The organism is Streptomyces sp. NPDC058525 (assembly GCF_042719495.1).
Classification (GTDB): Bacteria; Actinomycetota; Actinomycetes; order Streptomycetales; family Streptomycetaceae; genus Streptomyces.
Genome location: NZ_JBHXNP010000078.1, coordinates 19,010 through 44,752, shown reverse-complemented (window position 1 = coordinate 44,752; position 25,743 = coordinate 19,010). Strand labels below are relative to the sequence as shown.

Annotated in this window: 21 protein-coding genes; 11 read left to right on the top strand and 10 right to left on the bottom strand. The window is 74.3% G+C overall.

Features of this window, described 5'->3' with window-relative positions; genetic code table 11:
- Positions 1 to 86 precede the first annotated feature (86 nt).
- Both ACFWP3_RS29850 and ACFWP3_RS29845 read right to left on the bottom strand, forming a co-directional pair.
- On the bottom strand, positions 87 to 878 hold the full coding sequence (locus tag ACFWP3_RS29850) for a hypothetical protein (protein ID WP_384227120.1): 792 nt from the start codon (positions 876 to 878) through the stop codon (positions 87 to 89).
- Between the two features lie 818 nt (positions 879 to 1,696).
- Positions 1,697 to 3,994 (bottom strand): right-handed parallel beta-helix repeat-containing protein, encoded by a 2,298-nt coding sequence (locus ACFWP3_RS29845; RefSeq protein WP_384227109.1) that lies wholly within the window; start codon positions 3,992 to 3,994, stop codon positions 1,697 to 1,699.
- Between the two features lie 160 nt (positions 3,995 to 4,154).
- On the opposite strand from ACFWP3_RS29845, the gene hmgA reads away from it, so the two are divergent.
- Entirely contained in the window at positions 4,155 to 5,516 is a 1,362-nt protein-coding gene (gene hmgA, locus ACFWP3_RS29840; RefSeq protein WP_384227106.1) for a homogentisate 1,2-dioxygenase, read from the top strand.
- A gap of 72 nt (positions 5,517 to 5,588) precedes the next feature.
- Entirely contained in the window at positions 5,589 to 6,338 is a 750-nt protein-coding gene (locus ACFWP3_RS29835) for a GntR family transcriptional regulator (protein WP_384227105.1), read from the top strand.
- Positions 6,339 to 6,491: 153 nt separating this feature from the next.
- On the opposite strand, the gene ACFWP3_RS29830 is transcribed toward ACFWP3_RS29835, so the two are convergent.
- A complete protein-coding gene (locus ACFWP3_RS29830; RefSeq protein WP_384227102.1) occupies positions 6,492 to 6,653 on the bottom strand; it encodes a hypothetical protein in 162 nt (53 codons plus the stop codon).
- 173 nt (positions 6,654 to 6,826) lie between these two features.
- Here ACFWP3_RS29830 and ACFWP3_RS29825 point away from each other — a divergent pair, with 173 nt between their 5' ends.
- A complete protein-coding gene (locus tag ACFWP3_RS29825; RefSeq protein WP_384227117.1) occupies positions 6,827 to 7,951 on the top strand; it encodes a type ISP restriction/modification enzyme in 1,125 nt (374 codons plus the stop codon).
- Positions 7,952 to 8,183: 232 nt separating this feature from the next.
- Here ACFWP3_RS29825 and ACFWP3_RS29820 read toward each other — a convergent pair whose 3' ends face one another.
- Positions 8,184 to 8,909 carry a TetR/AcrR family transcriptional regulator gene (locus ACFWP3_RS29820; RefSeq protein WP_384227100.1) on the bottom strand — a complete coding sequence of 242 codons (726 nt, stop codon included), beginning with the start codon at positions 8,907 to 8,909 and terminating at the stop codon, positions 8,184 to 8,186.
- Between the two features lie 73 nt (positions 8,910 to 8,982).
- Between ACFWP3_RS29820 and ACFWP3_RS29815 the strand changes: the two genes are divergently transcribed.
- Genes ACFWP3_RS29815 through ACFWP3_RS29805 form a run of 3 tightly spaced genes read left to right on the top strand, consistent with a single transcriptional unit; the run spans position 8,983 to position 12,024 of the window.
- Positions 8,983 to 9,963, top strand: coding sequence for an ATP-binding cassette domain-containing protein (locus ACFWP3_RS29815; RefSeq protein WP_384227097.1), 981 nt, complete (start codon positions 8,983 to 8,985; stop codon positions 9,961 to 9,963).
- The gene (locus ACFWP3_RS29810) at positions 9,960 to 10,751 is read left to right on the top strand and encodes an ABC transporter permease (RefSeq protein WP_384227095.1); all 792 of its coding nucleotides are present in this window, start codon (positions 9,960 to 9,962) and stop codon (positions 10,749 to 10,751) included. The genes ACFWP3_RS29815 and ACFWP3_RS29810 overlap by 4 nt, the downstream gene beginning before the upstream one ends.
- Before the next feature lie 55 nt (positions 10,752 to 10,806).
- Positions 10,807 to 12,024 carry a CaiB/BaiF CoA transferase family protein gene (locus ACFWP3_RS29805; RefSeq protein WP_384227092.1) on the top strand — a complete coding sequence of 406 codons (1,218 nt, stop codon included), beginning with the start codon at positions 10,807 to 10,809 and terminating at the stop codon, positions 12,022 to 12,024.
- A gap of 51 nt (positions 12,025 to 12,075) precedes the next feature.
- Here the strand turns inward: ACFWP3_RS29805 and ACFWP3_RS29800 are convergent, their stop codons facing one another.
- On the bottom strand, positions 12,076 to 12,345 hold the full coding sequence (locus ACFWP3_RS29800) for a hypothetical protein (protein WP_076046471.1): 270 nt from the start codon (positions 12,343 to 12,345) through the stop codon (positions 12,076 to 12,078).
- Positions 12,346 to 12,593: 248 nt separating this feature from the next.
- Between ACFWP3_RS29800 and ACFWP3_RS29795 the strand changes: the two genes are divergently transcribed.
- A complete protein-coding gene (locus ACFWP3_RS29795; RefSeq protein ID WP_384227089.1) occupies positions 12,594 to 14,357 on the top strand; it encodes a serine/threonine-protein kinase in 1,764 nt (587 codons plus the stop codon).
- Here ACFWP3_RS29795 and ACFWP3_RS29790 read toward each other — a convergent pair.
- Positions 14,327 to 15,133, bottom strand: coding sequence for an SGNH/GDSL hydrolase family protein (locus ACFWP3_RS29790; protein WP_384227114.1), 807 nt, complete (start codon positions 15,131 to 15,133; stop codon positions 14,327 to 14,329). The two genes, ACFWP3_RS29795 and ACFWP3_RS29790, sit on opposite strands and share 31 nt — an antisense overlap.
- Before the next feature lie 206 nt (positions 15,134 to 15,339).
- On the opposite strand from ACFWP3_RS29790, the gene ACFWP3_RS29785 reads away from it, so the two are divergent.
- Positions 15,340 to 16,437, top strand: coding sequence for a DUF5925 domain-containing protein (locus ACFWP3_RS29785; RefSeq protein WP_384227086.1), 1,098 nt, complete (start codon positions 15,340 to 15,342; stop codon positions 16,435 to 16,437).
- 284 nt (positions 16,438 to 16,721) lie between these two features.
- On the opposite strand, the gene ACFWP3_RS29780 is transcribed toward ACFWP3_RS29785, so the two are convergent.
- Complete coding sequence (locus ACFWP3_RS29780; RefSeq protein ID WP_384227084.1) at positions 16,722 to 17,108, bottom strand: GntR family transcriptional regulator; 387 nt, start codon at positions 17,106 to 17,108, stop codon at positions 16,722 to 16,724.
- A gap of 81 nt (positions 17,109 to 17,189) precedes the next feature.
- Between ACFWP3_RS29780 and ACFWP3_RS29775 the strand changes: the two genes are divergently transcribed.
- The 3 genes from ACFWP3_RS29775 (at position 17,190) to ACFWP3_RS29765 (ending at position 19,875) form a co-directional block, all read left to right on the top strand.
- The gene (locus ACFWP3_RS29775) at positions 17,190 to 18,131 is read left to right on the top strand and encodes a GNAT family N-acetyltransferase (protein ID WP_384227082.1); all 942 of its coding nucleotides are present in this window, start codon (positions 17,190 to 17,192) and stop codon (positions 18,129 to 18,131) included.
- Positions 18,128 to 18,610, top strand: a complete 483-nt coding sequence (locus ACFWP3_RS29770) for a DUF402 domain-containing protein (protein ID WP_384227079.1) — start codon at positions 18,128 to 18,130, stop codon at positions 18,608 to 18,610. Before ACFWP3_RS29775 ends, ACFWP3_RS29770 begins: the two co-directional genes overlap by 4 nt.
- 227 nt (positions 18,611 to 18,837) lie before the next feature.
- Entirely contained in the window at positions 18,838 to 19,875 is a 1,038-nt protein-coding gene (locus ACFWP3_RS29765; protein ID WP_384227077.1) for a lytic polysaccharide monooxygenase, read from the top strand.
- Between the two features lie 37 nt (positions 19,876 to 19,912).
- On the opposite strand, the gene ACFWP3_RS29760 is transcribed toward ACFWP3_RS29765, so the two are convergent.
- From ACFWP3_RS29760 to ACFWP3_RS29750, 3 genes are all read right to left on the bottom strand, one after another.
- Positions 19,913 to 20,773, bottom strand: a complete 861-nt coding sequence (locus ACFWP3_RS29760; RefSeq protein ID WP_384227074.1) for an esterase/lipase family protein — start codon at positions 20,771 to 20,773, stop codon at positions 19,913 to 19,915.
- A gap of 164 nt (positions 20,774 to 20,937) precedes the next feature.
- Entirely contained in the window at positions 20,938 to 21,921 is a 984-nt protein-coding gene (locus ACFWP3_RS29755; protein ID WP_384227073.1) for a hypothetical protein, read from the bottom strand.
- Positions 21,922 to 22,076: 155 nt separating this feature from the next.
- On the bottom strand, positions 22,077 to 25,616 hold the full coding sequence (locus tag ACFWP3_RS29750) for a DNA polymerase III subunit alpha (protein WP_384227071.1): 3,540 nt from the start codon (positions 25,614 to 25,616) through the stop codon (positions 22,077 to 22,079).
- Between the last annotated feature and the right edge of the window lie 127 nt (positions 25,617 to 25,743).

The following is a 25,743-nucleotide window of genomic DNA, read 5'->3' as shown; positions in this document are numbered from 1 at the left end:
GCGTACCAGGAGCGGGTGGAGCCAAATCAACTTCTTACACCCCGTGGAGCCACTTCACGTTCCCACCCTGGAGCCCAAAGAAGTGCTTACAGACAGGTCAGGACGAGGGCGGACTCGTGGGTCTCGACCTCGAAGAGGCCCGTGCGGTCGACCGTCAGGATCAGGGTGGCCTCCTGGCCTGCGGGCAGGGCGAGTTCCTTGTCGTAGCCGTGGACGTGCAGGGTGTCCGCGCGGTCGCTGGTGACGCGCAGGGCGACCCGTTCGCCGCGCCGCAGCTCGGTGCGGGCGGGAGCGGGGCTGACCTTGCCGTCCCGGACGGTGATGGTGACCGTCCGATCGGCCTGCTCCGGCGGGGTGCTGCCGTGGTCGTGGCCGCCGGGCTGGCCCGGGGCTGCTGCTGTGGCGGTGAGCGGGGTCGTGCCCTCGACCGGCTTGCCGGACACCGCCCAGGCGGTGTGGTCGTCGGCGTACAGGCGGACGGTCAGGGTGTGCGTGCCCTCGGGGACCTGTGCGGCGGGCAGGTGGAACCAGGGGCCGTACAGCCGGGCCAGTTTGCGGCCGTCGAGCTCCAGGTGGGCGTGGCCCGCGCCCGCGAGGGCGGCGCCGCCGGCGCTGTCGGGGGTGAAGCGGAAGTTCTTCACCGCCAGTTGGAGGTTCCAGCCGTCCTCCGAGTCCGGGCGGGCGGTGAGCCGCACCTCCGGCGCGCCCTCCGCCGGGACCTCGCGAAGCCGGTGGCCGGCGCCGTCGTCGGCGGTGAGCAGGGTGCCCGTGTTCCCGGAGGCCTGCTCGTGGGTGGTACCGGGCTTGTGGTGGGTGGTGGCCCGCCCACCACAACCCGTCGCCGCCGCGCAGACCAGCAACAGGACCAGCCCGAGCAGCGCAGCGCCGCGGACGGGGCGGACACGGCCGGTCGGCCTCCCGGAGAACGGGCGGGCGCCCACGGCCCGGCTGTCCAGAGCCGGGCTGGCGGTCCCGGCCGGCCTCGCGGGGGCGGGGCGGGTCGTCACGGTCGGCCTCGCGGAGACAGAGCGAGGGGAGTCAGCCCCCTCGCCAAGGTCGCGGTGGGGCGTCACAGTCGACCGCTCCGGGGCCGGGCGTACAGCCGCGTGCCCGCTTCCCGGAGCCGGGCGGGCGGTCACGGCCAGCCTCGCGGGGGCGGGGCGAGCGGCCACCGCCCGCTCGCCAAGGTCGGGGCGGGGCGGCACTGTCAGCCTCCCCGGGGCCGGGCGTACAGCCGCAGGCCGACTGTCCCGAGCCGGGGCGGCGGTGACGGCCGGCCTCGCGAGGGCTGGGCGGGCGGCCACGGGCTGCTCGCCGAGGGTGGGGCGGGGCGGCACTGTCGGCCTCCCCAGGGCCGGGCGTCCAGCCGCGTGCCCGCTGCCCGGAGCCGGGCTGACGGTCACGGCCAGCCTCGCGGGGGCGGGGCGAGCGGCCACAGCCCTCTCGCCAAGGTCGGGGCGGGGCGGCACTGTCGGCCTCCCCGGGGCCGGGCGTACAGCCGCGGGCCCGCTGCCCGGAGCCGGGCTGACGGTCACGGCCAGCCTCGCGGGGGCTGGACAGGCGGTCACAGCCCGCTCCCCCAGGCCGGGGCGTGCCACCGCGGTTGGCCTCACCGAGGCAGAGCGAGGGGGCTCAGCCTGCTTGGCGAGGGTGGGGTGGGGGGGCATGGGCGGCCTTCCCGGGGCCGGGTGGTCGGTCATCGGCTGGGGTCTGTGGGTGGGGGCGGGGAATTCGGGGTTGGGGTGGGTGGGGGTTCGGTGGCGTGGGGCGGGGTTGGGGTGGCTGGGCTGGCTGGGGCTGGGTTGGCGGCCGCCGCCGTGGGGGCGGCCGCCGTGGGGGCGGCCGCAGTGGGGGCCGCCGCAGTGGGGGCCGCCGCAGTGGGGGCCGCCGCAGTGGGGGCCGCCGCAGTGGGGGCCGCCGCAGTGGGGGTGACCGCCGGCGTGGGGGCGGGGGCCGGGGTCGTCGTGGGGGCCTGGGGGGTGGGGTGGGGGCGGGCTGAGGCGATGACGGTCCATAGGACCCAGGTCACGGCGAGGAGGGACCGGGCCCAGGCGGGGCTCAGGGGGGTCCAGGGGATCATCAGGACGGCCTTGTCGAAGGCGTCCAGCAGGGTCAGGCCGGCCAGGAGCAGGGTCAGGCGGGCCAGCCAGGGGCGGGTCGGGCGCAGGGCCAGCCCGGTGCCCGCCCACCACAGTCCGAGGAGGAGGAGGGCCAGGGCGGGTACGAAGGTGGAGACCAGGCCGGTCGTGGAGCCGGCCACGTCCAGGGCCAGGCCCGCCAGGCCCAGCAGCGCGGCGACCGTGCCCAGGCGCGAGCCGCGCAGGCGGCGCCACCACAGCACGCCGCCGACCAGGAGCAGGACGCCCGCCACGGCCAGTGCGATCTGGGTCTCGACCCGTTCCAGACCGCTGGCGCCGTACCAGTCGCAGCCCGCCGGGAGCCTGCGCGCCTGGACGTTGTAGTCCGCGCAGACGAGGAGCTGGACCAGCTTCACCGGTTCGCCGACCAGGCGGGCCGAGGCGCCGGTGACGTCGCCGCGGGCCGCGCCGCACTGGGGGACGGTGCCCGGGGTGGAGCCGTCGGGGCCGTCCTGCCAGCAGTTGCCGCGGCCCTGGCCGTCCCACCACACGTCCATGCCGTTGGGGCGGGAGGCGCCGGACTTGTCCTTGCCCAGGGTGTTCGCGGCGTACCGGTTGTGGTGGGAGGTGTCGGCCTGCTTCGACCACGCCTCCTCGCCGCGGATGAAGGCGGGGACCGCGCTGAGGTAGAAGCCCGCGCGCTGGTGGCCGTACACCCAGTTGTCCTCGTACAGGTTCCAGTTGCCGCCCGCGGTGATGATGCCGGTGCCCGGGGGCATGGAGATCTGCGGGCAGACGACGCCGCGTTCGTAGCCGCGCTCGGCGGGCGGCTTGGCGCAGGTGCCGTCGGCGACGTACCGGTAGTAGTCCTGGTTGTTGTCGTGGATCAGGTTGCGTTCGAACTTGGCGTGGTTCTGCGGGAGTCCGGGGTGTCCGGGGAAGGCGCTGTCCATCGAGGCGCCGCCCATGTTCTGGTCGAACTCGTTGTCGTGCACCCACACCGAGTCGCCCGCGGTGCCGGAGTAGCCGACCATGTTGTGGTGGCTGCGGCAGCCGGTGATCTCGATGGAGTAGCGGGGCACGTCGTAGCCCCGGCCGTCGTTGATGTTGGAGGCGCTGCCGGGGTAGATGCCGGAGTCGCCGTTGCCGTACGACTCGCAATTCTTGTAGAGCCCGTGGTCGCTGGCGAAGGTGAGGAAGCCGTACTCGTCGTTCCACCGGGTCAGCACGTCGTCGATGACGAAGCCGTCGCCCGCCAGCACGTACAGCGAGTTGAAGGTGGTGCGCTGGGCGGTGAAGTTGCGGAAGTAGATGCCGTTGGACTTGTCGGCGCGCAGGGCGTTCAGCTTCTGGTACTTGGCGTCGATCACCACGTCGAGGCGTGAGGCGCCGGTGCCCTCGATCTGGAGGTTCGTCTTGCCGAGGATGGCGACGAGGTTCTGGTTGTGGCGGCAGGCCACCTGCTGCTCGTAGCTGAGGATCTGATAGCCGAGCGAGGAGTCCGGGGCCTTCAGGTTCGCGCACTCCCCCGTGGGCTTGCCCAGGGAGGGCTCCTCCTCGTAGAGGCCGGGGAGGATCGCGATGTTCATCCCGGGCCGGTCGACGGCGTCGACGGCCTCCTGGAGGTGGCGGTAGCCGCTCTTCTCGCAGCGCTCGTACAGGGCGAGGTTGCGCTGTCTGAGGTCCTCCGGGAAGGCGGATATCCGGCGTTCGAATTCGGGGCGGCCGGTCTTGCAGACCAGGAGGTCGGGCTCGGCCTTGCGGTACTCGGGCACCGATCCGGACCCGTCCGGGAGGGTGACGGGGCGCTCCTCGTGCGCGCGGGCGGCGGGCGCGGCGGCGAAGAGGGACAGGAGGGCGAGGAGGGCGGCGAGGAGCGCCGCCGGCACGGCAGGGAACCTGCGGGTCCACGACATGCGCGAGAGAGTAGAGCAATGTTCATCTTTTGTGATCCCCCTCTGCGCGAATCCGTCGGCGGCCCGGAAGACGGCCGCTCCGCCCGGGACCCCGTTGACGTGCGGGCCGCGGAATCCTACTGTCGACCATAGGATTCCTTCGACGGAGCGGGAGCGACACATGAGCGAGCAGGCCAGGAAGACGGCGGCGGGGCTGGAATACCTCACCGGCTTCGGCAACGAGCACAGCTCGGAGGCCGTCCCCGGCGCCCTGCCGATCGGCCGGAACTCGCCCCAGCGCGCTCCCCTGGGCCTGTACGCCGAGCAGCTCAGCGGCTCCGCCTTCACCGAGCCGCGCACCCACAACCGCCGCTCGTGGCTCTACCGGATCCGCCCCTCGGCCGCGCACCCGCCCTTCACCCGGACCGACAACGGGGCCGTGCGCACCGGCCCCTTCACCGAGATGCCGGCGGACCCGAACCGGCTCCGCTGGAACCCGCTGCCCGACCCGGCCCCCGGCACCGACTTCCTGGCCGGCCTGTGGACCCTCGGCGGCAACGGCGACGCCGCCCAGCGCACCGGCATGGCCATCCACCTCTACGCGGCCAACGCCTCCATGCGCGACCGGGTGTTCAGCGACTCCGACGGCGAGCTGCTGATCGTCCCCGAGCGCGGCGGGCTGCTGCTGCGCACCGAGCTCGGCCTGCTCGCCGTCCGGCCCGGCGAGATGGCCCTGATCCCGCGCGGCGTCCGCTTCCGCGTCGAGCTCCTGGACACCGACGGCGACAGCGGGAGCGGCAACGGGAGCGGCAGCGCCGCCGCCCGCGGCTATGTCTGCGAGAACTACGGCCAGCCCTTCGAGCTGCCGAACCTGGGCCCGATCGGCGCCAACGGCCTCGCCGCGTCCAGGGACTTCCGGGCGCCGGTGGCCGCGTACGAGACCCCCGAGCTCCTCGACCGCCCGACGGAGGTGGTCAACAAGTTCTGCGGCAACCTGTGGTCCGCCACCTACGACCACTCGCCGCTCGACGTCGTCGCCTGGCACGGCACCCACGTCCCGTACGTCTACGACCTGCGCCGCTTCAACGTGCTCGGCTCGATCAGCTACGACCACCCCGACCCGTCGATCTTCACGGTCCTGACCTCGCCCTCCGACACCCCGGGGCTGGCGGGCGTGGACTTCGTGGTCTTCGCCCCGCGCTGGCTGGTCGGCGAGGACACCTTCCGCCCGCCGTACTTCCACCGCAACGTGATGAGCGAGTACATGGGCCTGATCGAGGGCGCCTACGACGCCAAGGCCGAGGGGTTCGTGCCGGGCGGCGGCTCGCTGCACAACATGATGTCCGCGCACGGCCCGGACCGGGAGACCTTCGACCGGGCCAGCGCCGCCGAGCTGAAGCCGCAGAAGATCGACGACGGCCTGGCCTTCATGTTCGAGACCCGCTGGCCGATCACCGCCACCGCCCAGGCGGCCGGCGCGGACCACCTCCAGCGCGCATACGACGACGTGTGGCAGGGCCTGCAGCGCCACTTCCGCGCCTGACCTGCACTGCATACCCTGCGTACCGCGCCTGCGCCGCGCAGTGTCGACGTCCAGCCGTACGGAGAGCCACCCGTGACCGCCTTCGCCCCCGACTCTCTGGTCCTGAACCGGAAGCTGCCCCTCTGGTACCAGGTGTCACAGTCGTTGCGCGCCTCGATACTGGGGCGCACCCCGGACGCCTCGCTGCGCCTGCCCACCGAGGAGCAGCTCGCCGAGCACTACGGGGTGAGCGTGCTGACCATGCGGCAGGCGCTCAAGGAGCTGGAGGGTGAGGGCCTGATCAGCCGGCACCGGCGGCGCGGCACCTTCATCGAACCGGGTGCGCGGCGCGGGGCCCCGGTGCGGCTGCTGGGGTCGGTCGACGCGATCGTGGCCCAGCAGTCGGGCGACCGTACGACGATTCTCGGCCACGGGCGCACGGCGGTGTCCGGGGAGCTGCTGGAGCACTTCCCGGACACCCCGGAGGTGGTCACCTACCGCCGGCTGCGCCACGATCCCGCGAGCGGCGAGCCGACCAACTGGGCGGAGAACGCGGTCCTCCCGCAGTTCGCCGACGCGGTCGAGCTCGCCGATCTCGAACGGTGGCCTATGACGAAGGTCCTGCGGGACGTCGTCGGGGTGCGCATCAGCCGGATCACCGACACGGTCGAGGCGCGGCTCGCCGACCCGGAGACGGCCGAGCTGCTCCAGGTGCCGCTGCTCAGCCCGATCCTGCACTACACGGGCGTCACCTACGACGAGGACGGCCGGGTGGTGGACGTGGCGCGCATCCGCTACCGGGGCGACCGGTTCTCCTTCACGGTGACGGTCGACGCGCACTGATCCGGGCCGCGCCGGTCCGACGCGCACTGATCCGGCGCGCGCCTGTCCCTAGGCGCCCCGGTCCCTAGGCGCACCGTTCGGACGCGCCCCGGTCGGACGCGCCCCGGTCCGACGCGCCCCGGTCCGACGCGCTCCGGTCCGGGGGGCGTCGGGTCACTTCTCGTCGTCTTCCCTGCCCCGCTCGCCCTCCGCCTGCGACGGCGTGGTCCGCATCGTCTGGGGGTGCTGCTGCTTGCGCTGGGTCTCGTCCATGTCCTCGTCGAGCCGCTCGCCCTCGGCCTGCGAAGGAGTCGAGTATTCGTCGTACTGGCTCATGACCGTCTCCTCGGTCGGTACGGTGCACGGATACGGTACGCAGATGGCAGCGTATGCGTACATAAGGAGCGTAGCGCTTCGGCCTGGACACAGCCCGGCCGCCGGATCCCGTCGCTACCATCGGCGGCGTGAGCGCTGACACCCCGCTGCCGGACCTGCTGCTGGACGAACTGATGCCCTGGGCCGTGGGCGGCCTGCGCCTGGGCCGGGACTGGGTGGCCGCGCCCGATCCGGCCGCCCTGCGCGCCCGGTGGGCCGCCCTGACCAGCGCCGAAGGAGCCGAGCGGGACCGCCTGTTCCGCCCGAGCCGCAGCCGTACGCCCGCCGCCGGGGCCGCCGCGCTGCCCGGCCAGCGCTCGGCGGCGACGGCCCGTTTCACCGATGAGCCCGGCCCGTTCCCCGACCCCGTACGGGTGCTCCGCGAGCCCTTCGACGAGCAGTGGCTGCTGCCCGACCAGCGGCTCATCGACACGGCCCGGCCGGAGCTGTGGCGGGTCCTGGACGAGCACCAGCTGTTCCTCGTGGAGACCCCGGACCCGCTGGTCACCGCGCACCTCCCGGCCGGCCGGCTCGGCCGGATCCGCCCGCTGCACCGGCGCCCCGGCGGCGCCGAGCCGAACCTCGCGCCCGGCCTGCTGCCGCTGCTGGGCGAGCGGTACGGCGGCTGGGTCGCCCCGGAGGACGTGCTGTGCTGGATCCTGGCGGCGGGCCGCCCGGGACCGCGCGGCTACGAGGTCCCGCTGGCCGCCGATCCCGGCCGCTGGCGGGCGGGGCTGGAGCTGGGGCACCGGCTGCTCACGGTCCAGCTGCGCGGGGCCCGCGGGGGCGAGCCGCCGCGGCTGCCCGGCGGGCGCCGCCCGTACGTCCGCTCGGCGGTGACGGCATGGCCGCACGAGGTCGCGTACGACGCGGCGAGCGAGACGCTGAGCTTCGGCGGCGGGACCGTGTCGCCCGTACCGCCCGGTGCGTGGGAGTACGATGCGCACGGCGTGCGGGTGCTGGAGGCCTGGTTCACCGCCCGCGGCACGCACCGGGACCCGGCCGCCGACGGGCTTGAGGCGCTGGGTCCGGCCGAGTGGCCGCAGGCCTGGACCTCGGAGCTGCTGGCCCTGGTCACGACCTTGGCACTGCTGGCCGATCTGGCGCCGGAGCGGGCCGCGTTCGAACCCGGCCCCGCCCTGACCGCGGACGAGCTGCGCGCGGCCGGGGTGCTGCCGCCGCCGCGCTGGGCCAGGCGCCCGGCCTCGGTGCTGGACCATCAGGAGGAGGGCCCGGGCGGGCAGTTCGCACTGCTCTGACGCAACGCCGGGGCGCTGCCGGGCCGGCGCGGCGAGGCCACCGAGCCGCCGCGTCCGCCCGGCACCGCCAGGCCGTCCAACCGCCGAACCGCCGGGCCGCCAGGCCGCCAGGCCGCCGGGCCGTCGGGCCGTCGGGCCGCCGGCCCGCCAAGCCGTCCAACCGCCAAGCCGCCAAGCCGTCGGCCCGCCAAGCCGTCCAACCGTCGGGCCACCGAGCCGCCGCGCCGCCGCCCTAAGAGCCCCACGCCCCCAGCAGTCGTGACACCGAGCGGTCGAAGACGGCCGCCATGTCCAGGGCCGCGCCGGGGACCGGGCCGCCGGCCGTGACGGCCGCCGCCAGGCGCGGGTACTGCCCGGTGGCCAGCCGTGAGCCGAGCCAGGCCGTCCGTGCGCCCTGCTCCTCCGTCTCGCTCCAGGGCAGCGACCTGGCCCGCTCGGCCAGGGCCAGTTCGCCCGCCACGTACGTCGCGACGGTGCCGTTGACGGCCGCGACCAGCTCCAGCTTCTCGGCGGCCGGCACGTCCAGCGGCGCCAGGCAGTCGAGGCTGTACTCGAGGTAGCGCAGGGCGTTCGGGCTGAAGCCGTAGACGGGGCTCAGCAGGCGCGGCAGCCACGGGTGGCGGTGCATCAGCGCCCGCGTCTGGCGGGCCAGCGCGAGCATGTCGGCGCGCCATTCGCCGGCCGGCGGGGGGAAGGCGTACTCCCCGCTGACCGCGTCGACCATCAGCTCGTACAGGTCCTCCTTGCGCGGCACGTAGTTGTAGAGGGACATGGTCCCCGCGCCGATCCCGGCCGCCACGCGCCGCATGGAGACGGCCTCGATCCCCACCTCGTCGGCGATCCGCACCGCCTCGGCGGCGATCGACTCGCGGCTGTGCGCGGGCCTGGGTCCGCGGCCGGCCCGCTGGGGGCGGGACCAGATCACTTCGGGTTCAGCGGGTCGCCCGCCGGCTGTCATCGCTCAGATCACCTCGTCGTCTCGCCACCATCTTAGTTACGTACGCCGTACGTAGTGAGGTACGGTGGCGCACATGACGACTACGTACGCTGTACTTAGTGAAGGTCTGGAGAAGAACTACGGGCAGGTCCCCGCCCTGCGCGGCCTCGACCTCGCCGTGCCCGCGGGCACGGTCTGCGGTCTCCTGGGCCCCAACGGCGCGGGCAAGACCACGGCCGTCCGGATCCTCACCACCCTCACCGCACCCACCGGCGGCCGCGCGCTCGTGGCCGGACACGACGTCGCCCGCGCTCCCGCGGCCGTCCGCCGCGCCATCGGGGTCACCGGCCAGTACGCCTCCGTCGACGGGGACCTGACGGGCCGGGAGAACCTGCGGCTCTTCGCCCGGCTCGCCGGACTGCGCGGCTCCGCCGGCCGCGACCGCGCCGACGGGCTGCTGGAGCGCTTCGGCCTCGGCGAGGCGGCGGACCGGGTCGCGGGCACCTGGTCGGGCGGCATGAAGCGGCGGCTGGACCTCGCCGCCGGACTGATCGCCGGCCCCCGCGTGCTCTTCCTCGACGAGCCGACGACCGGCCTCGATCCGGCGGCCCGGGAGCACATCTGGACCGCGGTACGGGAGCTCGCCGACGAGGGCACCACCGTGCTGCTGACCACCCAGTACCTGGAGGAGGCCGACCGGCTCGCCGACGACGTCGTGGTCGTCGACCGGGGCCGGGCCGTCGCGCACGGCGCCCCCGCCGGCCTCAAGGCCCGGATCGGGGCGTACGCCGAGGTCACCGTCCCCGCGCGCGAGGCGCTCGCGGGCGCGGCCGTCGTACTGGACCAGCTGACCGGCGGCCGGCCCGCGCTCGACGAGGAGCGGCTGACGGTCGGCGTCACCGTGCTCGACCCGGGCCTCACCCTGCCCCGGATCATCCGCGAGCTCGACACCTGCGGAGTCCCGGTGACCGACGCGACCCTGCGCCCGCCCACCCTCGACGAGGTGTTCCTGCGCCTCACCCGGACCCCGGCGGCCCCGGAGCAGAACCCGACCCTCAAGGAGAACGCGGCATGAGCACCCTGCTGTCCGACGGCGGTGCCGTCCTCACCCGCCAGCTCCAGAAGGCCCGGCACGCCCCCGGGCTGCTGATCCTGACCCAGACCATGCCGGTCACGATGCTGCTGTTCTTCGGCTACGTCTTCGGCAGCGCGCTCGCCATGCCGGGCGCCGAGTACCGGGAGTTCCTGGTTCCCGGACTGCTCGCCGCGACCGCCGCGAACGGGCTGATGACCGGCTTGTTCACCGCCGCACAGGACGCCCACCGCGGGGCGACGGACCGGTTCCGGACGCTGCCGATGAGCCGGAGCGCCGTGCCGCTCGGGCAGACCGCCGCGGACCTCCTCACCACCGCCGTCTCGATGGTGCCGCTGATGCTGGTGGGGCTGGCGATGGGCTGGCGCATCGAGAACGGCCTGCCGGGCGCACTCGGGGCCTTCGGCCTGCTGCTGCTGTTCCGTTTCGCCACCGCGTGGGTCGGCACGTACCTCGGCCTGCTGAGCAGGAGCGAGGAGGCGGCCGGCCAGCTCGGCGGCGCCACCTTCGTACTGCCGATGCTGTCCAGCGCGTACCTGCCGACCGCCGGGCTCCCCGGGTGGCTGCGTACGGTCGCCGAGTGGAACCCGATCAGCGCCGTGGCCACCGCCGTGCGCGAGCTGTGCGGCAACGCCGGGGCCGAGGCCGCGGCGGGCGCCGCCTGGCCCGCCGCCCATCCGGTGGCCGGGGCCGTCGCCTGGTCGCTCGCCCTGCTCGGGCTCTTCGTTCCGCTGGCCACGCGCCGGTTCGCACGCGGCCTCGCCGGCTGACCTGGCGGCGCAGGGGGGTGACAGGACAGGGCCGGACGGGATAGGCATCGGTGCCATGGACACCGAAAGCGCCGCGCCCGCGCCCGAGCCCCTCCCCCTCGCCGGCATCACCGTCGTCGCCGTCGAACAGGCCGTCTCGGCCCCCTTCGCCACCCGCCAGCTCGCCGACCTCGGCGCCCGGGTGATCAAGGTCGAGCGCCCCGACGGCGGCGACTTCGCGCGCGCCTACGACACCACCGCGCACGGCCTCGCCTCGCACTTCGTGTGGGCCAACCGCGGCAAGGAGTCGCTCGCGCTCGACCTGAAGGACCCGCGCGGCCGGGAGGTCCTGCACGGGCTGCTGGCCGGCGCCGACGTCTTCGTGCAGAACCTCGCGCAGGGCGCGGCGGCCCGGCTCGGGCTCGACTCGGCCGCCCTGTGCGCGCGGTACCCGCGCCTGGTCGCCGTGGACGTCTCCGGCTACGGCGCCGAGGGACCGTACGCCCACAAGCGCGCCTACGACATGCTCGTGCAGTGCGAGGCGGGCCTGGTCTCGGTGACCGGCACCCCGGAGCAGCCCGTCAAGGCGGGGATCCCGGCAGCCGACATCGCGGCGGCCATGTACGCCTTCTCGGGGGTGCTCGCGGCCCTGCTGCGCCGCGGTGTCACCGGGCGCGGGGGCCGGGTGGAGGTGTCCATGCTGGACGCGCTGGCCGAGTGGATGGGGCATCCGCTGCACCACACCATGCACGGCGGCGAGCAGCCCGTACGGACCGGTCTCGCGCACGCGGTGATCGCTCCGTACGACGCCTACGCGACGGCCGACGGCGACCGGGTGCTGCTGTCGGTGCAGAACGACCGGGAGTGGCGGCGGCTCGCGCAACAGGTGCTGGAGCGGCCCGAACTGGCGGAGGATCCGGGGTTCGCGACGAACGCGGCGCGCACCGGCAACCGGGAGAAGACCGACGCGGTGGTGGCGCAGGCCCTGGGCCGGCTGGGCGCGGACGAGGCGATCGGGCGGCTGGAGGCGGCGGGCATCGCGTGCGCGCGGCTGAACTCGGTGGCCCAGCTGGCGGGCCATCCGCAGCTGGCCGCCCGCGACCGCTGGCGTGAGGTGGGGTCACCGGCCGGTCCGCTGCGGGCCCTGCTCCCGCCGATCGGACTGCCGGGCGGCGCGGCACCGCACATGGGTGCGGTGCCCGCGCTGGGTGAACACACCGAGACCCTGCTGCGCGCCCTGGGGATGGCGGGCGCGCAGATCTCGGAACTGCGCCGGGAGGGTGTCGTGGCGTAGGGCCGGGTGAGCCGGAGCCGAGCCGAAGGGAAGGCCGCGGTACGGGGACTGTTACGAGCGGCGGCTGCCGAAGAGCGTGCGACGCAGACGGCGCAGCGGCGCGAAGAGCGAGACGCGCGCGCTCCGGCTCCGCAGGCGGTGCGTGTGGTCGCGGGAGGTGAGCTCGCGCATCAGCAGCGTCGCCTCGGCGGTCTCCCGGTGCGGGACGGCAGGTCCGCCCAGCACGGCGAGATGGCGGTCGAGGCGCGAGCTGGTCGCGCTGCTGCCGCAGGTGATGGCAGGCACGCGAGGCGGCCTGCTGCGCATTGCTATCTGTTCCATGTTCTCTCCCCACCCGTACGAAGGCACCCGGCCCGGGCAGGTTAACCCTATCGCCCCCGCGTCGCCCTCGGGTATCCCGGTGGTGTGAATTACCCCTATCAGTACGGGGAGTTGACGATTACTCAGCGGAGTCGACGGTCACTCTCCGCACAGGCGCGCCGATTTCGGAGGACGCCGGCGCGAGTCACGTCACGACAGGGGCCACTTCGGGCACACTGCGCTAACTTGGAGTGATCGACTGGTGACCCATGGGGGCTCGTGTGAGTCGTAATGTGGCCGATGTGGACGGGGAATCGAGCCCCGATCGTGTCATCGCGGGCCGGTACCGCCTGCTGGATCCCCTCGGCCGCGGCGGAATGGGCATCGTGTGGCGGGCCCGGGACGAGGTGCTGGCCCGCGAGGTCGCGGTCAAGGAGGTACGGGCGCCCGCCGGGCTGGAGCCCGCCGAACTCCAGCGGCTGTACCGGCGGCTGGAGCGGGAGGCCTGGGCCGCGGCCCGGGTCTCGCACCGCGGGGTCGTCACGGTCTACGACGTGGCCTCCGAGGACGGCCGGCCCTGGATCGTGATGGAGCTGGTGCGCGGGCTCTCGCTGGCCGACGTACTGGACGCCGAGGGGCCGATGTCCCCGCAGCGCGCCGCGCACCTCGGGGAGCAGGTGCTGGCCGCGCTGCGCTCCGCGCACGAGTCGGGGGTGCTGCACCGGGACGTGAAGCCCGGGAACGTGCTGATCGCCAACGACGGCCGGGTGGTGCTGAGCGATTTCGGGATCGCGAGCCTGGAGGGCTCGTCGGCGATCACGATGACGGGCGAGGTGGTCGGCTCCCCCGAATTCCTCGCTCCGGAGCGGGCGTTGGGGCGGGAGCCCGGGTCCGAGTCCGATCTGTGGTCGCTCGGGATCATGCTGTACGCGGCCGTCGAGGGGACCACGCCGTTCCGGCGGGAGACCCCGGTGGACACGCTGCGGGCCGTGGTGGACGAGGAGTTGCCGCCGCCGCGCCGGGCCGGGGCGCTGACGCCGGTACTGGAGGGGCTGCTGCGGAAGGACCCGGCCGAGCGGCTGCCCGCGGCGGAGGCGGCCCGGATGCTGCGGGTGGTGGGCGCGGGCGGCGCCGTACGGGCCTCCGGCGGGCCGGTGTCGGGTCCGGACTCGCCGACGGCCATCGCGCAGCACCACCGGCAGGAGCCGCGGCCCGTCCCGAACGGGGGGCCACACGGGCAGTCGTACGGAGGGCCCACGCCGCCGATGGCCGGGCCCGGGCCCGGGCAGGCGCCGCGCGGGGGTCGGGCCGGGACGGTGCTCACCGTCGGGATCGTGGTGATGCTGGTGGCGCTGGCCGTGCTGGGGTGGCTGCTGCTGAAGGACCTGGGCGACAAGGAGGGCGGCAGCGGCGGAGCCGGCCCGACGGGCTCGGCGACCACCGCCCAGGCGGCCACCACCCCGGCCTCCGTCTCCCCGTCCGCCCCGGCACCGTCCTCGGCCCCGCCCTCCGCTTCGGCTTCGGCTTCCGCTTCCGCTTCCGCCGGGCCGGAGCAGCACGTCTCGGTGTACGTGGACACCGTGCGCGCCTCGTACCGCGGCAGCTGCCCGCCGTCCGCGGAGCGCGCGCCCTCGTTCACGGCCACGGTGGAGGTGGAGCGGCTTCCGGTGACGCTGGAGTACCGCTGGGCCACGCGGAGCGGGAAGACCTCCGGCCCCGGCTGGCAGTCCCTCGCGTACGAGGAGGGCGGGCCGAGGAGCAGACGGCTGGAGCACGCCGAGCTGACGCACGCGCCGGGTGCGGGGTACGAGGACGCGGTCCGGCTGGAGGTGCGGGGGCCGGCCGAGGTGGCCACGGAGTGGGTCGCCACGTCCGTGACGTGCGAGGAGGAGACCCCGACGAGCGGGGCCTCCTCCCCTGGCGCGAGTGCGTCACCGAGCCCGCAGGCCGAGCCGACGGCGGAACCGTCCGCCGGCTCCCTGGCCCGTCAGCCCGCGGCCCGTCAGGCGGCGTTGGTGAAGACGGGCAGGTAGCCGCTGGACTGGCCGGCGGCGGTGGGGTGGTACGACTCTCCGATGTTGAGCCAGTTGACGCTGTGCAGCCACGCGCTGCCGGAGCAGATCTCGTGGCCCGTGAAGGCGCCGGCGACCGAGGCGAAGGCGAACCCGTGGTCGGCGGCGCGCTTGGCGATGGCGGCGTTGAGGTGGTCGGCCGCGCCGTTGATGGCGGCGCGCTCGCCCTCGGTCAGGCCGGTGGTGCAGGTGCCGTTCAGCTTGTAGAAGCGGGGATAGCCGAGGACGACGACCCGGGCGTTCGGGGAGCGGCTGTCGATCGCGTTGTAGACCTGGTCGAGGCGGCCGGGGAGGGTGGAGTTCACGTACGCCTTGGCCTCGTTGACGCGGCTGACGCAGGTGGACTCCGACTGGAGCACACAGGTCGTCATGACGTCGGAGAATCCGGCGTCGTTGCCGCCGATGGTGATGCTGACCAGGTCGGTGCCGGAGTTCAGCGGGGTGAGCTGGTTGGCGAGTACGTCGTTGGTGCGGGCGCCTGAGCATGCGACGAAGGAGAAGGTCTGCGGGGCGTGGGACGCGGCCCACAGGGCCGGGTAGGCGCGGGGGGTGCGCTTGCAGGCGCCGCTCCCGCTGTCGTAGTTGCCGGCGCCGACGCCGGAGGAGTACGAGTCGCCGAGGGCGACGTATCCGAAGTCGGCCTGGGCGGCAGCCGCCGCCTGGCCCGCGCCGAACAGGGCGGCGCCGGCGGCCAGTAACAGGGTGGAGGCGAGCGCGGCGAGACGTGGCATCTTCATGCTCATGTGTGCGGCTCCTTGTGGGGGTTACTCCTGAGTCCGTGGTACAAGGAGCCGGGGTTGGCTGGAAGTGTTCATGCCAAGAATTTTCGGCGCAGAGTTGCCTTCCGAATCTTCACCGCCGGGGTGTTTGAAGAGGGAACCCGGCCACTCGATCCGGCGAAACACGGGTGCACGAGGGCACGGTGTGCCGGATCATGGGCGCCATGCCAGCCAACCCGCATGACGCGCTGCCGATCCGGCTCAATGTCGACGACAGCGATTCGCCGTCGGACGTCGTCGATGCGCTGTTCCTCGGCCGGTTCGCGTCCGGCGAGCAGCCGTTCTCGCACAGCGTGTCGATCGACCGGGTCCGGCCGGACGCCGGCCTGCTGCCGCCCGAGGCCACCGTGTTGCGCTCGGCGCGCGACAGCGACCGCAGCGCCACGCTCGCCGAAGGCGAGGGCTGGACCATGCTCGTCTCGCGCTGGAGCCGGGGCGCGGACGTCACGGTCACCGCCGTCAGCGACGAACTCGCCGCCGGGGTGCTCGGCCGGGCCACGGAAGGGGCCCAGGACGACCCCGAACCGCAGCCGGAGAACGTCACGATGGGCTTCTGGTACGTCTCCCCGCGGCGCGGCCCGTACCGGACGACCCGCCAGATCGCGGCCGGGACCTGGGCGGAGGTCCGGCCCAACTACACGGCGCCGGTGGCCTCGGCGATGGACCGGCTGATGAAGGTGACCCCGGACGACATCGCGGGCCGGCTGCTCCTGCTGCACGGCCCGCCGGGCACGGGCAAGACCTCGGCGCTGCGCACGCTGGCCCGGTCCTGGCGGGACTGGTGCCAGGTGGACTGCGTGCTGGATCCGGAGCGGCTGTTCAACGACGTGGGCTACCTGATGGACATCGCGATCGGCGAGGAGGAGGGCACGGCGAAGGGCCGCTGGCGGCTGCTGCTCCTGGAGGACTGCGACGAGCTGATCCGCGGCGAGGCGCGGCACACGGCGGGCCAGGCCCTGTCCCGGCTGCTGAACCTGACGGACGGTCTGCTGGGGCAGGGCCGCAACGTCCTGGTCGGCGTGACGACGAACGAGGACCTCGAACGGCTCCACCCGGCGGTGGTCCGGCCGGGGCGCTGCCTGGCCCGCATCGAGGTGGGCCGGCTGACCCATCGCGAGGCGGTGGACTGGCTGGGCACCGAGGAGGGCGTGTCCCGCGAGGGGGCGAGCCTGGCCGAACTCTTCGCCCTCCGGCGCGGGACGGGCCCGGCGGCCGTCCTCCCACCCCAGCCGCACACGTCGGAGGCGGGCCTGTACCTGTAGGGCAGCGCCCTGGCCTGCCGGTCCCGCCTCAAACGCCGGCGAGGCCGAAACACCGGGGCTCCGTCCCCGCACCCCCGCGCCTCAATCGCCGGCGGGGCTGAGATACCGGGGCTCCGCCCCCTGCCTCCCCGCGCCTCAATCGCCGGCGCGGCTCAAAGACCTGGGGCTCCGCCCCAGACCCCGCGCCTCAAACGCCGGCGGGGCTGGATTTGGCCGGCGTTGGCTCACAAGTGCCGCTGGCGGGCTGCGCAATTTCAGCCCCGCCGGCGTTTGAGGCGTGGGGGCTAGTTGGTCGTGTAGCGGGCTCGTAGGGCTTCGGTGGCGGCCGCCAAGGCTTCCGGCTCGGTCAGGCCCAGCCTCCGCGCCCGGTCCGCGAACGCCTGCGCCGCGGCCACCGCCTCCCGCGACGCCCCCTCCCCCGCGGCGACGAACGTCCCGTTCCGGCCGCGCGTCTCGATCACCCCGTCTGCCTCGAGCGCCCGGTACGCCTTGGCCACGGTGTTGGCCGCGAGCCCGAGCTCCTCCGCCAGCCCCCGCACCGTCGGCAGCTTGAAGCCGGCCGGCAGCCTGCCCGACCGGGCCCGGTCGGCGATCTGCGCGCGGAGCTGTTCGTACGGGGCGGCCGAGCCCGCCGCCGTGTTGATGGTGATCTTCAGGTTCGTCGAGGTCACGGGCCCGATTGTCCCCCATCACCGCCCGTCGCCGGATAATTGGGAGGCGCCCGCCGCGCGTCCGCCCGTAGCGTCGGCCACATGACCGTTCTCATCCGCGACCTCCGCCCGAACGACCGCTCGGACGCGGAGTCCGTAGTACGGGTGCGCCGCGCGGCCCTGCCCTTCCTGATCACCACCGCCGAGGGGGTCGCCTTCGAGGCCGGCTCGGCCCATCCCGACGCGCACTTGCGGCTCCTCCTCGCGCACACGGCCGAGGGCCTCGTCATCGGAACCGCCCAGGTCGGCATCGTCCACGACAGCCCCGAGCCGGGCCAGTCGTACGTCAACGCGTACGTCGACCCCGCGCACCGCGGCCTCGGCGCAGGCAGCCTGCTGCTCCGCACGGCCGAGGAGCACCTCGCCGCCCACGGCGCGGTGGACGCCTACGCCTGGGTCCTCGACGGCCCCGCCCACCGGGCCTTCGCCGAGCGGCGCGGCTACCGCCCCAGCCGGTCCGCGCACTTCCTGCGCCTGGACCTGGCGGCGGGCGACCTGCCCCCGCTCCCGCAGACCCTGCCGGCGGGGGTCGAGCTGCGCCCGGCCACGGCCTTCGCCGCCGACCCGCGTCCGCTCTTCGAGGCCGACGCGGAGACGACCTCCGACGAACCGGGCGACGTGGCGGCCGAGTTCGACGACTACGAGGAGTGGCTCGCGCACACCTGGAGCAGCCCGGACCTCGACAAGGAGCTGACCGCCGTCGTCCTCGTCGACGGCGTGGTGGCGGCCTTCACGGCCGCCCGTACCGACGGCGGGACCCGCTACGCCACGGCGATGACCGGCACCCGCCGGGCCTTCCGCGGCCGGGGCCTGGCCAAGCTCGCCAAGACGGCCTCCCTGCACCGGGCCCGCGCGGCCGGGTACACGGAGGCGTTCACCGGCAACGACGCGGGCAACGCCCCGATGCTCGCCATCAACAAGTGGTTCGGGTACGAGATCTGCGCGAGCGAGACGCGCTACACGAGGAAACTGGAGACAGCGTGACCGAGCAGCTGACCGTCGTCCTGACCAAGGCCGGCCGGACCAAGATCCGCTATCCGGCGGCGCGGGTCGACGACGACGGCGACCGGATCTCGGTACGGGCCCCCTGGGCAGCCGAGGGCGTGCGCGACTTCGGCTTCGTGCGCTTCGAGCCGGGCGACGTGTTCGTCGAGCACTTCTGGCGGACCCGCTGGTACGCGGTCAAGGAGGTGTGGAGCGGCGACGGCGTCCTGAAGGGCTGGTACTGCGACGTCACGCGCCCGGCCCTGGTGCGCGGCGGGGAGATCCTCGTGGAGGACCTGGACCTCGACCTGTGGGTCTCGGCGGACGGGTCCTCCGTACTGCGGCTGGACGAGGACGAGTTCGCCGAGAGCGGCCTCACCAGGAGCGACCCGGAGGCCGCCGCCCAGGCGATACGCGCCCTCGACGCCCTGGACGACCAGGCCAGGACCCCGGCGGGCCTCCCCGCCCTCCTCGTCTGAGGCACCCGGACGGCGGTATCTGTAGGCCCCGCTTAGCGGTTCCTTAAGCGGACCCTAAGGATCACCTTCTGGCGGCCGATCACGGCGAAACCCGTGGTCCTGGGGGCTAGCTTGGCGTGGCCAGGACAGGAAGGGCCCTGTGTGGCGCCGCCGGGGGGCGGCGCCACAGAGCTCGATCTTCCGGTTCCGCTGGCGCACCCCTGCCTTGTGCCCGAAGGAGATCCACCATGTCCGCACGCCGCCGTACCGTGACGCTGACCCGTATCGCCGCCGCCGGCCTCGCGCCGCTCGCGGTCGCCGCGTACGCCGCCGCTCCCGCGGCCGCCCACGGCTCGATGACGGACCCGGTCAGCCGGGTCGCGGCGTGCTACGCGGAGGGCCCGGAGTCCCCACGGTCCGCGGCGTGCAAGGCGGCGGTCGCGGCGAGCGGGGCGCAGGCGTTCTACGACTGGAACGCGGTGAACATCGCCAACGCGGCCGGCAACCACCGCGCGCTCATCCCGAACGGCCAGCTCTGCTCGGCCGGCAACGACAAGTACCAGGGCCTGGACCTGGCGCGCGCCGACTGGCCCGCGAGCCCGATGACGGCGGGCGCGCACACCTTCCGGTACAAGGGGACCGCGCCCCACCGGGGTTCCTTCGAGCTGTACGTGACGAAGGACGGCTACAACCCGGCGAAGCCGCTGGCGTGGTCGGACCTGGAGCCGGCCCCGTTCGCGAAGGTCACCGACCCGGGCATGCAGAACGGCGACTACGTGTTCTCCGGGACCGTCCCCAACAAGTCCGGCCGCCACCTGATCTACAGCATCTGGCAGCGCTCGGACAGCCCGGAGGCCTTCTACACCTGCTCGGACGTGGTCTTCGGGAAGGACAACGGCGGTTCGGCCCCCAAGCCGAGCGGCAAGCCCAGCACCAAGCCGAGCGCCAAGCCCAGCGACGCCAAGCCCTCCGAGGCGCCGTCCGACGCTCCGTCCGACGCCCCCTCGGCGCCGACGGAGCAGCAGATCGCCGACGGGGCCGGCAAGTCCAGCGTGGAGCACAACGGCCACGGCGACAACGACCCGAAGACGAACGGGAACGCGGCCGCGGCCCCGGTGTCCTCGGCCCCGGCCTGGGTCGCGCCGGGCGGCAACCTCGCGGAGACGGGCGGCAGCAGCGCCACCCCCGCTATCGCGATCGGTGGCGCCGGTGTCCTGGCCGTCGGTGCGGCCGTGCTGTTCGGGCTGGCCCGCCGTCGTGCGACGACCGGCCGGCACGGCCGCTAGGTCGTACGGTTCGAACCGGCCGCGGGCCGCGTGTGCGTCAGTCGAAGACCGATGCGCACGTGGTCCGTTCGGCGTGGGCCGGGTCGAGGGCGTTCAGGGCCTCGTGCCAGGCGATCCGGTCGGTGAGCCCGATGGCGACGTGCTCGGAGAAGTCCAGGACGCACAGGTCCTGCAGGACGACGTTCTTGACGTTCGGCCCGTCCAGGAAGCCGCTCCGGTACGGCGTGACCACCTCGTCGTACTTGGTGGCGATCACCGTGTACTTCACCCCGGGCACGGTGTCCCCGCCCGCGTTCAGCTTCTGCAGGAAGGCGGATCCGGCGATCTGGTCGGCGAGGCCCGGGGTCGCGGTGCTGATCAGGTCCTCGGCCCCGGGGAAGTACGGGAGGAGCTTGGTGAAGCCGAGCAGGGTGGTGCCGTGGTTGTCGGGGGCGAGTCCGACCAGCGCGTTGACCTTCTGGGCGCCGCCGAGGAACTTCAGGTAGTAGCGGGGCATCATGCCGCCCTGCGAGTGCCCGATGATGTCGGTCTTGGCGGAGCCGGTGGCGGCGAGCACCTTGTCGACGAAGACGTCGAGCTGCTCGGCGGACTTGTCGATGGGTCCGAGCCCGTGGAAGAAGGGCACGCCGGGCAGTTGCCCGTAGTCGAGCGAGTAGACGCAGTAGCCGCGGTGCACGAGGTACGGCGCGAGGCCGAGCCAGTTGTCCACGGAGTTGCCGAAGGTTCCGTGGACGAGGACGACGGGGCGCGGGTGGGCGGCGGACGGTTTGCAGGACCAGTTGTTCCAGCCGCTGCTGGGGGCGGACGCGGCCTGTGCGGCGCCGCTGGGGGCGACGAGTGCGGCGGCGGTGAGGACGAGGACGGCCAGCGGACGGAGCAGGCGTCGCCAGGGCAGCATCGTGTGATCTCCTTGCGGTCGACTCAAGGGGATGGAGCGTGGGGATTCGTCCCGTGATCCGGATCACAAGGGGGCGCTGCTGCCGCTAAATTACGGGTGAGTAGCAAGACAGGGAAGTTACGCGTCGGTAAAAACTCGCGTGTCTTGCGATGTTCGACCCTCGCTCAGGCGGCGAGCGTGCCCCGGGCGATGGCCTGCGGCCCGAACCGGGCGCGGACGCGGTCCGTGACGGCCTCCAGACGGCGGGCCTTCTCGTCCTCGGGGTCCAGGCTGAGCTGCCGCGCGGCCCGGGCGGCCGGGGTCAGTCCCTCGGCGCGCAGGGACAGCCCGCGGACGCGGGCCCGTTGCAGGCCGAGGCCCTCGTAGAGGGCGTAGGCCGTGGCGGTCAGGGTGGCGCAGTGCGCGGTGGGTTCGGGCAGGGTGCGGGTCCGGGTGAGCGTGGTGCGGTCGGCGCAGCGGACGGTGAGCGAGAGGGTGCGGCACACCTGGCCCCCGCCCTCCTCTTGTGTACGAACCGTACGGAGCTTCGTGCCGAGCTCGTCGGCCAGCGAGAGCAGCGCCCGCCGGTGCCGTACGGGATCCAGCTCGTCCCGGTCGAAGGCCCGCTCGGCGGCGATGGCGTGGGCGGCCGCGCCGGGCCGGACGGGGGTCCGGTCGATGCCGAGGGCACGCTCCCGCACCTCGCGGCCGAGCCGGGCGCCGAGGATGCGCCGCAGGGCGGCGGGCGGGGCGGCGGCGACCCGGCCGACGGAGTCGAGGCCGTAGGAGCACAGGGTGCGGGCGGCCTTGGGGCCGACCCCGTCGAGGGCGGTGACGGGCTTGCCGGCCAGGAACGCGCGGACGGCGGCGGGATCGCCGGGGACCACCAGGGTCCCCCCGGGCCGGGCCTCGCGGGCCGCGGCCCGGGCCAGCATGGGGTTGCCGGCCACCCCGACGGTGCAGTCCACGCCGTACAGGGCGAGGGCCCGCACCCGGATCACGGCGGCCAGCCGGTCGGCGTCGCAGCCGAAGTAGCGCAGCGCGGCCCGGACATCGGCGAGGGCCCCGTCGGGCGGCAGGGCCTGCACGGCCGGCGTGATGCCGCCGAGCAGCGCCAGCACCCCGGCGTACTCCGCGGCCCCGACCGGCCCGCCACCGGCGGCCCCCATCCGCAGACACACCACAACCGCCCCGGAAACCGCGCCCACGCCACCGCGAGCCGAGCCCGCACCGGAAACCGAACCCGCACCACCGCGAGCCGCGCCCGCCCCGGAGGCCGCGCCCATGCCCGGGGCCGCGCCCGCGTCCGTATCCGTGCCCGTGTTCATCCCGCGCTCCCCGGGCTGGAGTGCCACAGTTTGCGGCCGGTGGCGGGGCCGGTGCCCGGGGGCTGGAGGTCGGCCCACGGGTTCATCTCGTACCCCGTGGACATGCGGATCCGGCGGCCGGGGTCCGCCGGGGCCGCGTCCTCCGCCCCGGCGTCGCCGCCCTCGCGCCCCGCTCCGCCGGTCCCGCCGGCTCCGCCGGTTCCGCCCGCGCCGTCGGAGGCCAGTCGGGTCGCGACCGCCTCCAGGCCGCCGGACGCGCGCAGTTCCACCAGTTCCGCCAGGTTCCACGCCGCCGCCCCGACCACGCTCAGGCTCTGCGGGCCCCGCCGCTGCACGACGCCCCGTACCAGCAGCAGGAACGAGTGGAAGACGGTGTGCGCGCACCGCTCGTGGCTGTCGTCGAAGAAGGCCAGGTCGACCAGGCCCGTCCCGTCGTCCAGCGTCGTGAAGATGACCCGCTTCCCGGACCGGATCGGCGGGGTCTGGGTGGCCGCCTTGGCCCCGGCCACCAGGACCGTCTGCCCGTGCCCGGCCTCGCGCAGCCGCCGGGCCGGGATCACCCCCAGCTCGGCCAGGAAGGCGTGGTGGTCCGCCATCAGGTGCCGTGAGGCGTCCATGCCGAGGACGCCCAGCTCGGCGCTGAGCCGTTCCGCGTCGTTCAGGTCCGGCAGCCCGACGGACGCCGTGGACCGGCCTCCCTCCAGGGGGAGTTGGGGGCCGCGCACCGGTCCCCGCACACCGGCGGCCCGCTGCGCGCCGTGCAGCTCCGTCAAGTGCAGCAGCAGATCGCGCCGGTTGGCGCCGAAGGCGTCCAACGCGCCGACCTGCGCCAGCCGTTCGGCCACCGGGCGGCCCGGGTGCGCCCGGTCCCAGAAGTCGCGCAGGGAGGCGTACGGCTGCCCGGTCTCGATACGGCCCGCCTCGGCCTCGCTGATGCCGTGGACGTCGGACAGCCCGAGCCGCAGCCCCCACGCACCGGCCGCACCCGCACCCGCACCCGCGCCCGCGCCCACGCCCGCACCACCCTCGGACACCAGTTCGATCCGATGGGCGGCCGCAGACCGGTTCACGTCCAGCGGCAGCACCGCCACGCCCCGCCTGCGCGCGTCCGCCAGCAGCAGCCGCTTCGGGTACATCCCCGGATCGTGGGTCAGCAGCCCCGCGTAGAAGGCCGCCGGGTGGTGCGCCTTCAGCCACGCCGACTGGTACGTGGGCACCGCGAAGGCCACGGCGTGCGCCTTGCAGAAGCCGTACGAGCCGAAGGCCTCCACGATCTCCCAGGTACGGGCGATCACCTCCGCCGGGTAGCCGCGCTCGCCCGCCTTCGCCGCGAACCAGACCTTGATCCGCCCCTGCGACTCCGGATCGGACAGCCCGCGCCGCACCCGGTCCGCCTCGTCCCGCCCGCAGCCCGTCATGACGTGCACGATCTCGATGATCTGCTCGTGGAAGACGACCACCCCGTACGTTTCGCGCAGCGCGTCGGCCAGGTCGGGGTGCGGGAAGCGCACCGGCGCCCGCCCGTGCCGGGCCTCGATGAACGGCCGGACCATGTCCGCGGCCACCGGCCCCGGCCGGAACAGCGAGATGTCGACCACCAGGTCGTGGAAGGTCGACGGCTGGAGCCGTCCCACCAGGTCGCGCTGGCCCGGGGATTCGATCTGGAAGCAGCCGAGCGTCTCGGCCGAGCGGATCAGTTCGTAGGTGGCCCGGTCCCCCGGCGGCACCTGCGCCGGGTCGTCCAGGTCGAGCGCGCGCCCCGTGCCGCGCCGGATCTCGGCGACCGCGTGCGCCATCGCGGACTGCATCCGCACGCCGAGCACGTCGAGCTTGAGCAGCCCGAGCTCCTCCACGTCGTCCTTGTCGAACTGGGACATCGGGAACCCCTCGCCGCTGGTGGGCACCACCGGCGTACGGGCGAGCAGGGAGGCGTCGGAGAGCAGCACCCCGCACGGGTGCATGGCGGTCCCGCGCGGCAGCGCGTCGAGCGATTCGACGAGCTCCCACAGCCGCCCGTACGACTCCCCGCGTACGTCGCGCAGTTCCGGCAGCTCCCGCAGCGCGGCCCGGGCGTCGCGGGCCCGGATGTGCGGAAAGGCCTTGGCGAGCCGGTCGGTGACGGCCGGGTCCATGGACAGGGCGGCGCCGACGTCGCGGATGGCGTGCCGGACCCGGTAGGTCTCGGGCATGGAGACGGTGGCGACGCGCTCGGTGCCGAACCGGCCGATGATCCGCCGGTAGACCTCGAGCCGGCGGGCGGACTCCACGTCGATGTCGATGTCGGGCAGGACGCGCCGGCGCTTGGACAGGAAGCGCTCCATCAGCAGGCCCTGCGCGACGGGGTCGGCGTGCGCGATGCCGAGCAGGTGGTTGACGAGGGAGCCGGCGCCGGACCCGCGGGCGGCCACCCGGATGCCCATCTCCCGTACGTCGTCGACCACTTGGGCGACCGTCAGGAAGTACGAGGCATAGCCGTGGAAGGCGATGATGTCGAGCTCGTGGTGCATCCGCCGCCAGTACGCGGCGTCGTCGGCGTAGCCGCGCAGCACCATGCCCGCCGAGGCGCGCGAGGTGAGGACCCGCTGGGCGCTGCGGTGGGCGGCGCCGACGAGGCGGGCCTCGGGGAAGTGCACGGATCCCATGCCGAGGTCGTCCTCGGGGTCCACCGCGCAGGCCTCGGCGGTGTGCCGGGTCTCGGCGAGGAGGCGCCGGGCGTCGGCGGGGCGCAGGCCGGCGGCCCGGGCGATCCGGTCGGCGGCCTCGGTCATGGCGGCCGGGGCCTTGAGCCAGCGTTCGCCGCTGTCGAGGGGGCCGCGGGGGTCGATGGGGACCAGGCGGCGGGCCGCGTCGAGGATGTCGGCGACCGGGCCCTGGCCGGGGTCGGCGTAGCGGACGGCGTTGGTCAGCACCGCCGGGACGCCCTGCTCGGCGGCGAAGCCGACGGTACGGGCGGCCAGCCGGAGCGAACCGGGGCCGGTACCGGTGCGGCCGTGGTGGACGGCCTCCAGGCGCAGGGAGCCGCCGAAGACCTCCCGCCAGGGCGCGAGCAGCCGGGCGGCCCGGTCGGGGCGGCCCGCGGCGAGCGCCCGGCCCACCTCGGAGCCGGGCCCGAGCAGGACGAAGACGCCTTCTCCGCGCAGGGCGTCCCAGGGCAGCAGCGGCTGCCGCCCGGCGGTGTCGCCCGCGTGCGCGGCGGTGGTCATCCGGCACAGTTCAGCCCATCCGGCGGCCCCGTCGCGGGCCAGGAAGACGGCCCGCGCGGCGGACTCGTCGACGAAGGCGCCGCCCTTGACCGGGTTGCGCCGCCGGTACGAGGCCTCGCCGTGGCCGGTCGGGCCCCCCGGCCCGGCCGGCCCCGGCGGGGGCGACACGGCGAGGTCCACCCCGAACAGGGGCCGGATCCCGGCCTTCGCGGAGGCCTTCGCGAACCGCACCGCGCCCGCCAGGGTGTCGCGGTCGGTCAGGGCGAGGGCGTCCATGCCCCGCTCGGCGGCACGTTCCGCCAGTCGTTCGGGGTGGGAGCCTCCGTAGCGCATGGAGAACCCCGAAACGGTGTGCAGATGCGTAAAACCTGGCACCCGCGGCCTCCTGCTTCGCTCGTTGCCCCCGTTCCTTCTGTCTCCCCCTCTCCACTCTAGAGCAATTCGAATACCCGTGCGAAAC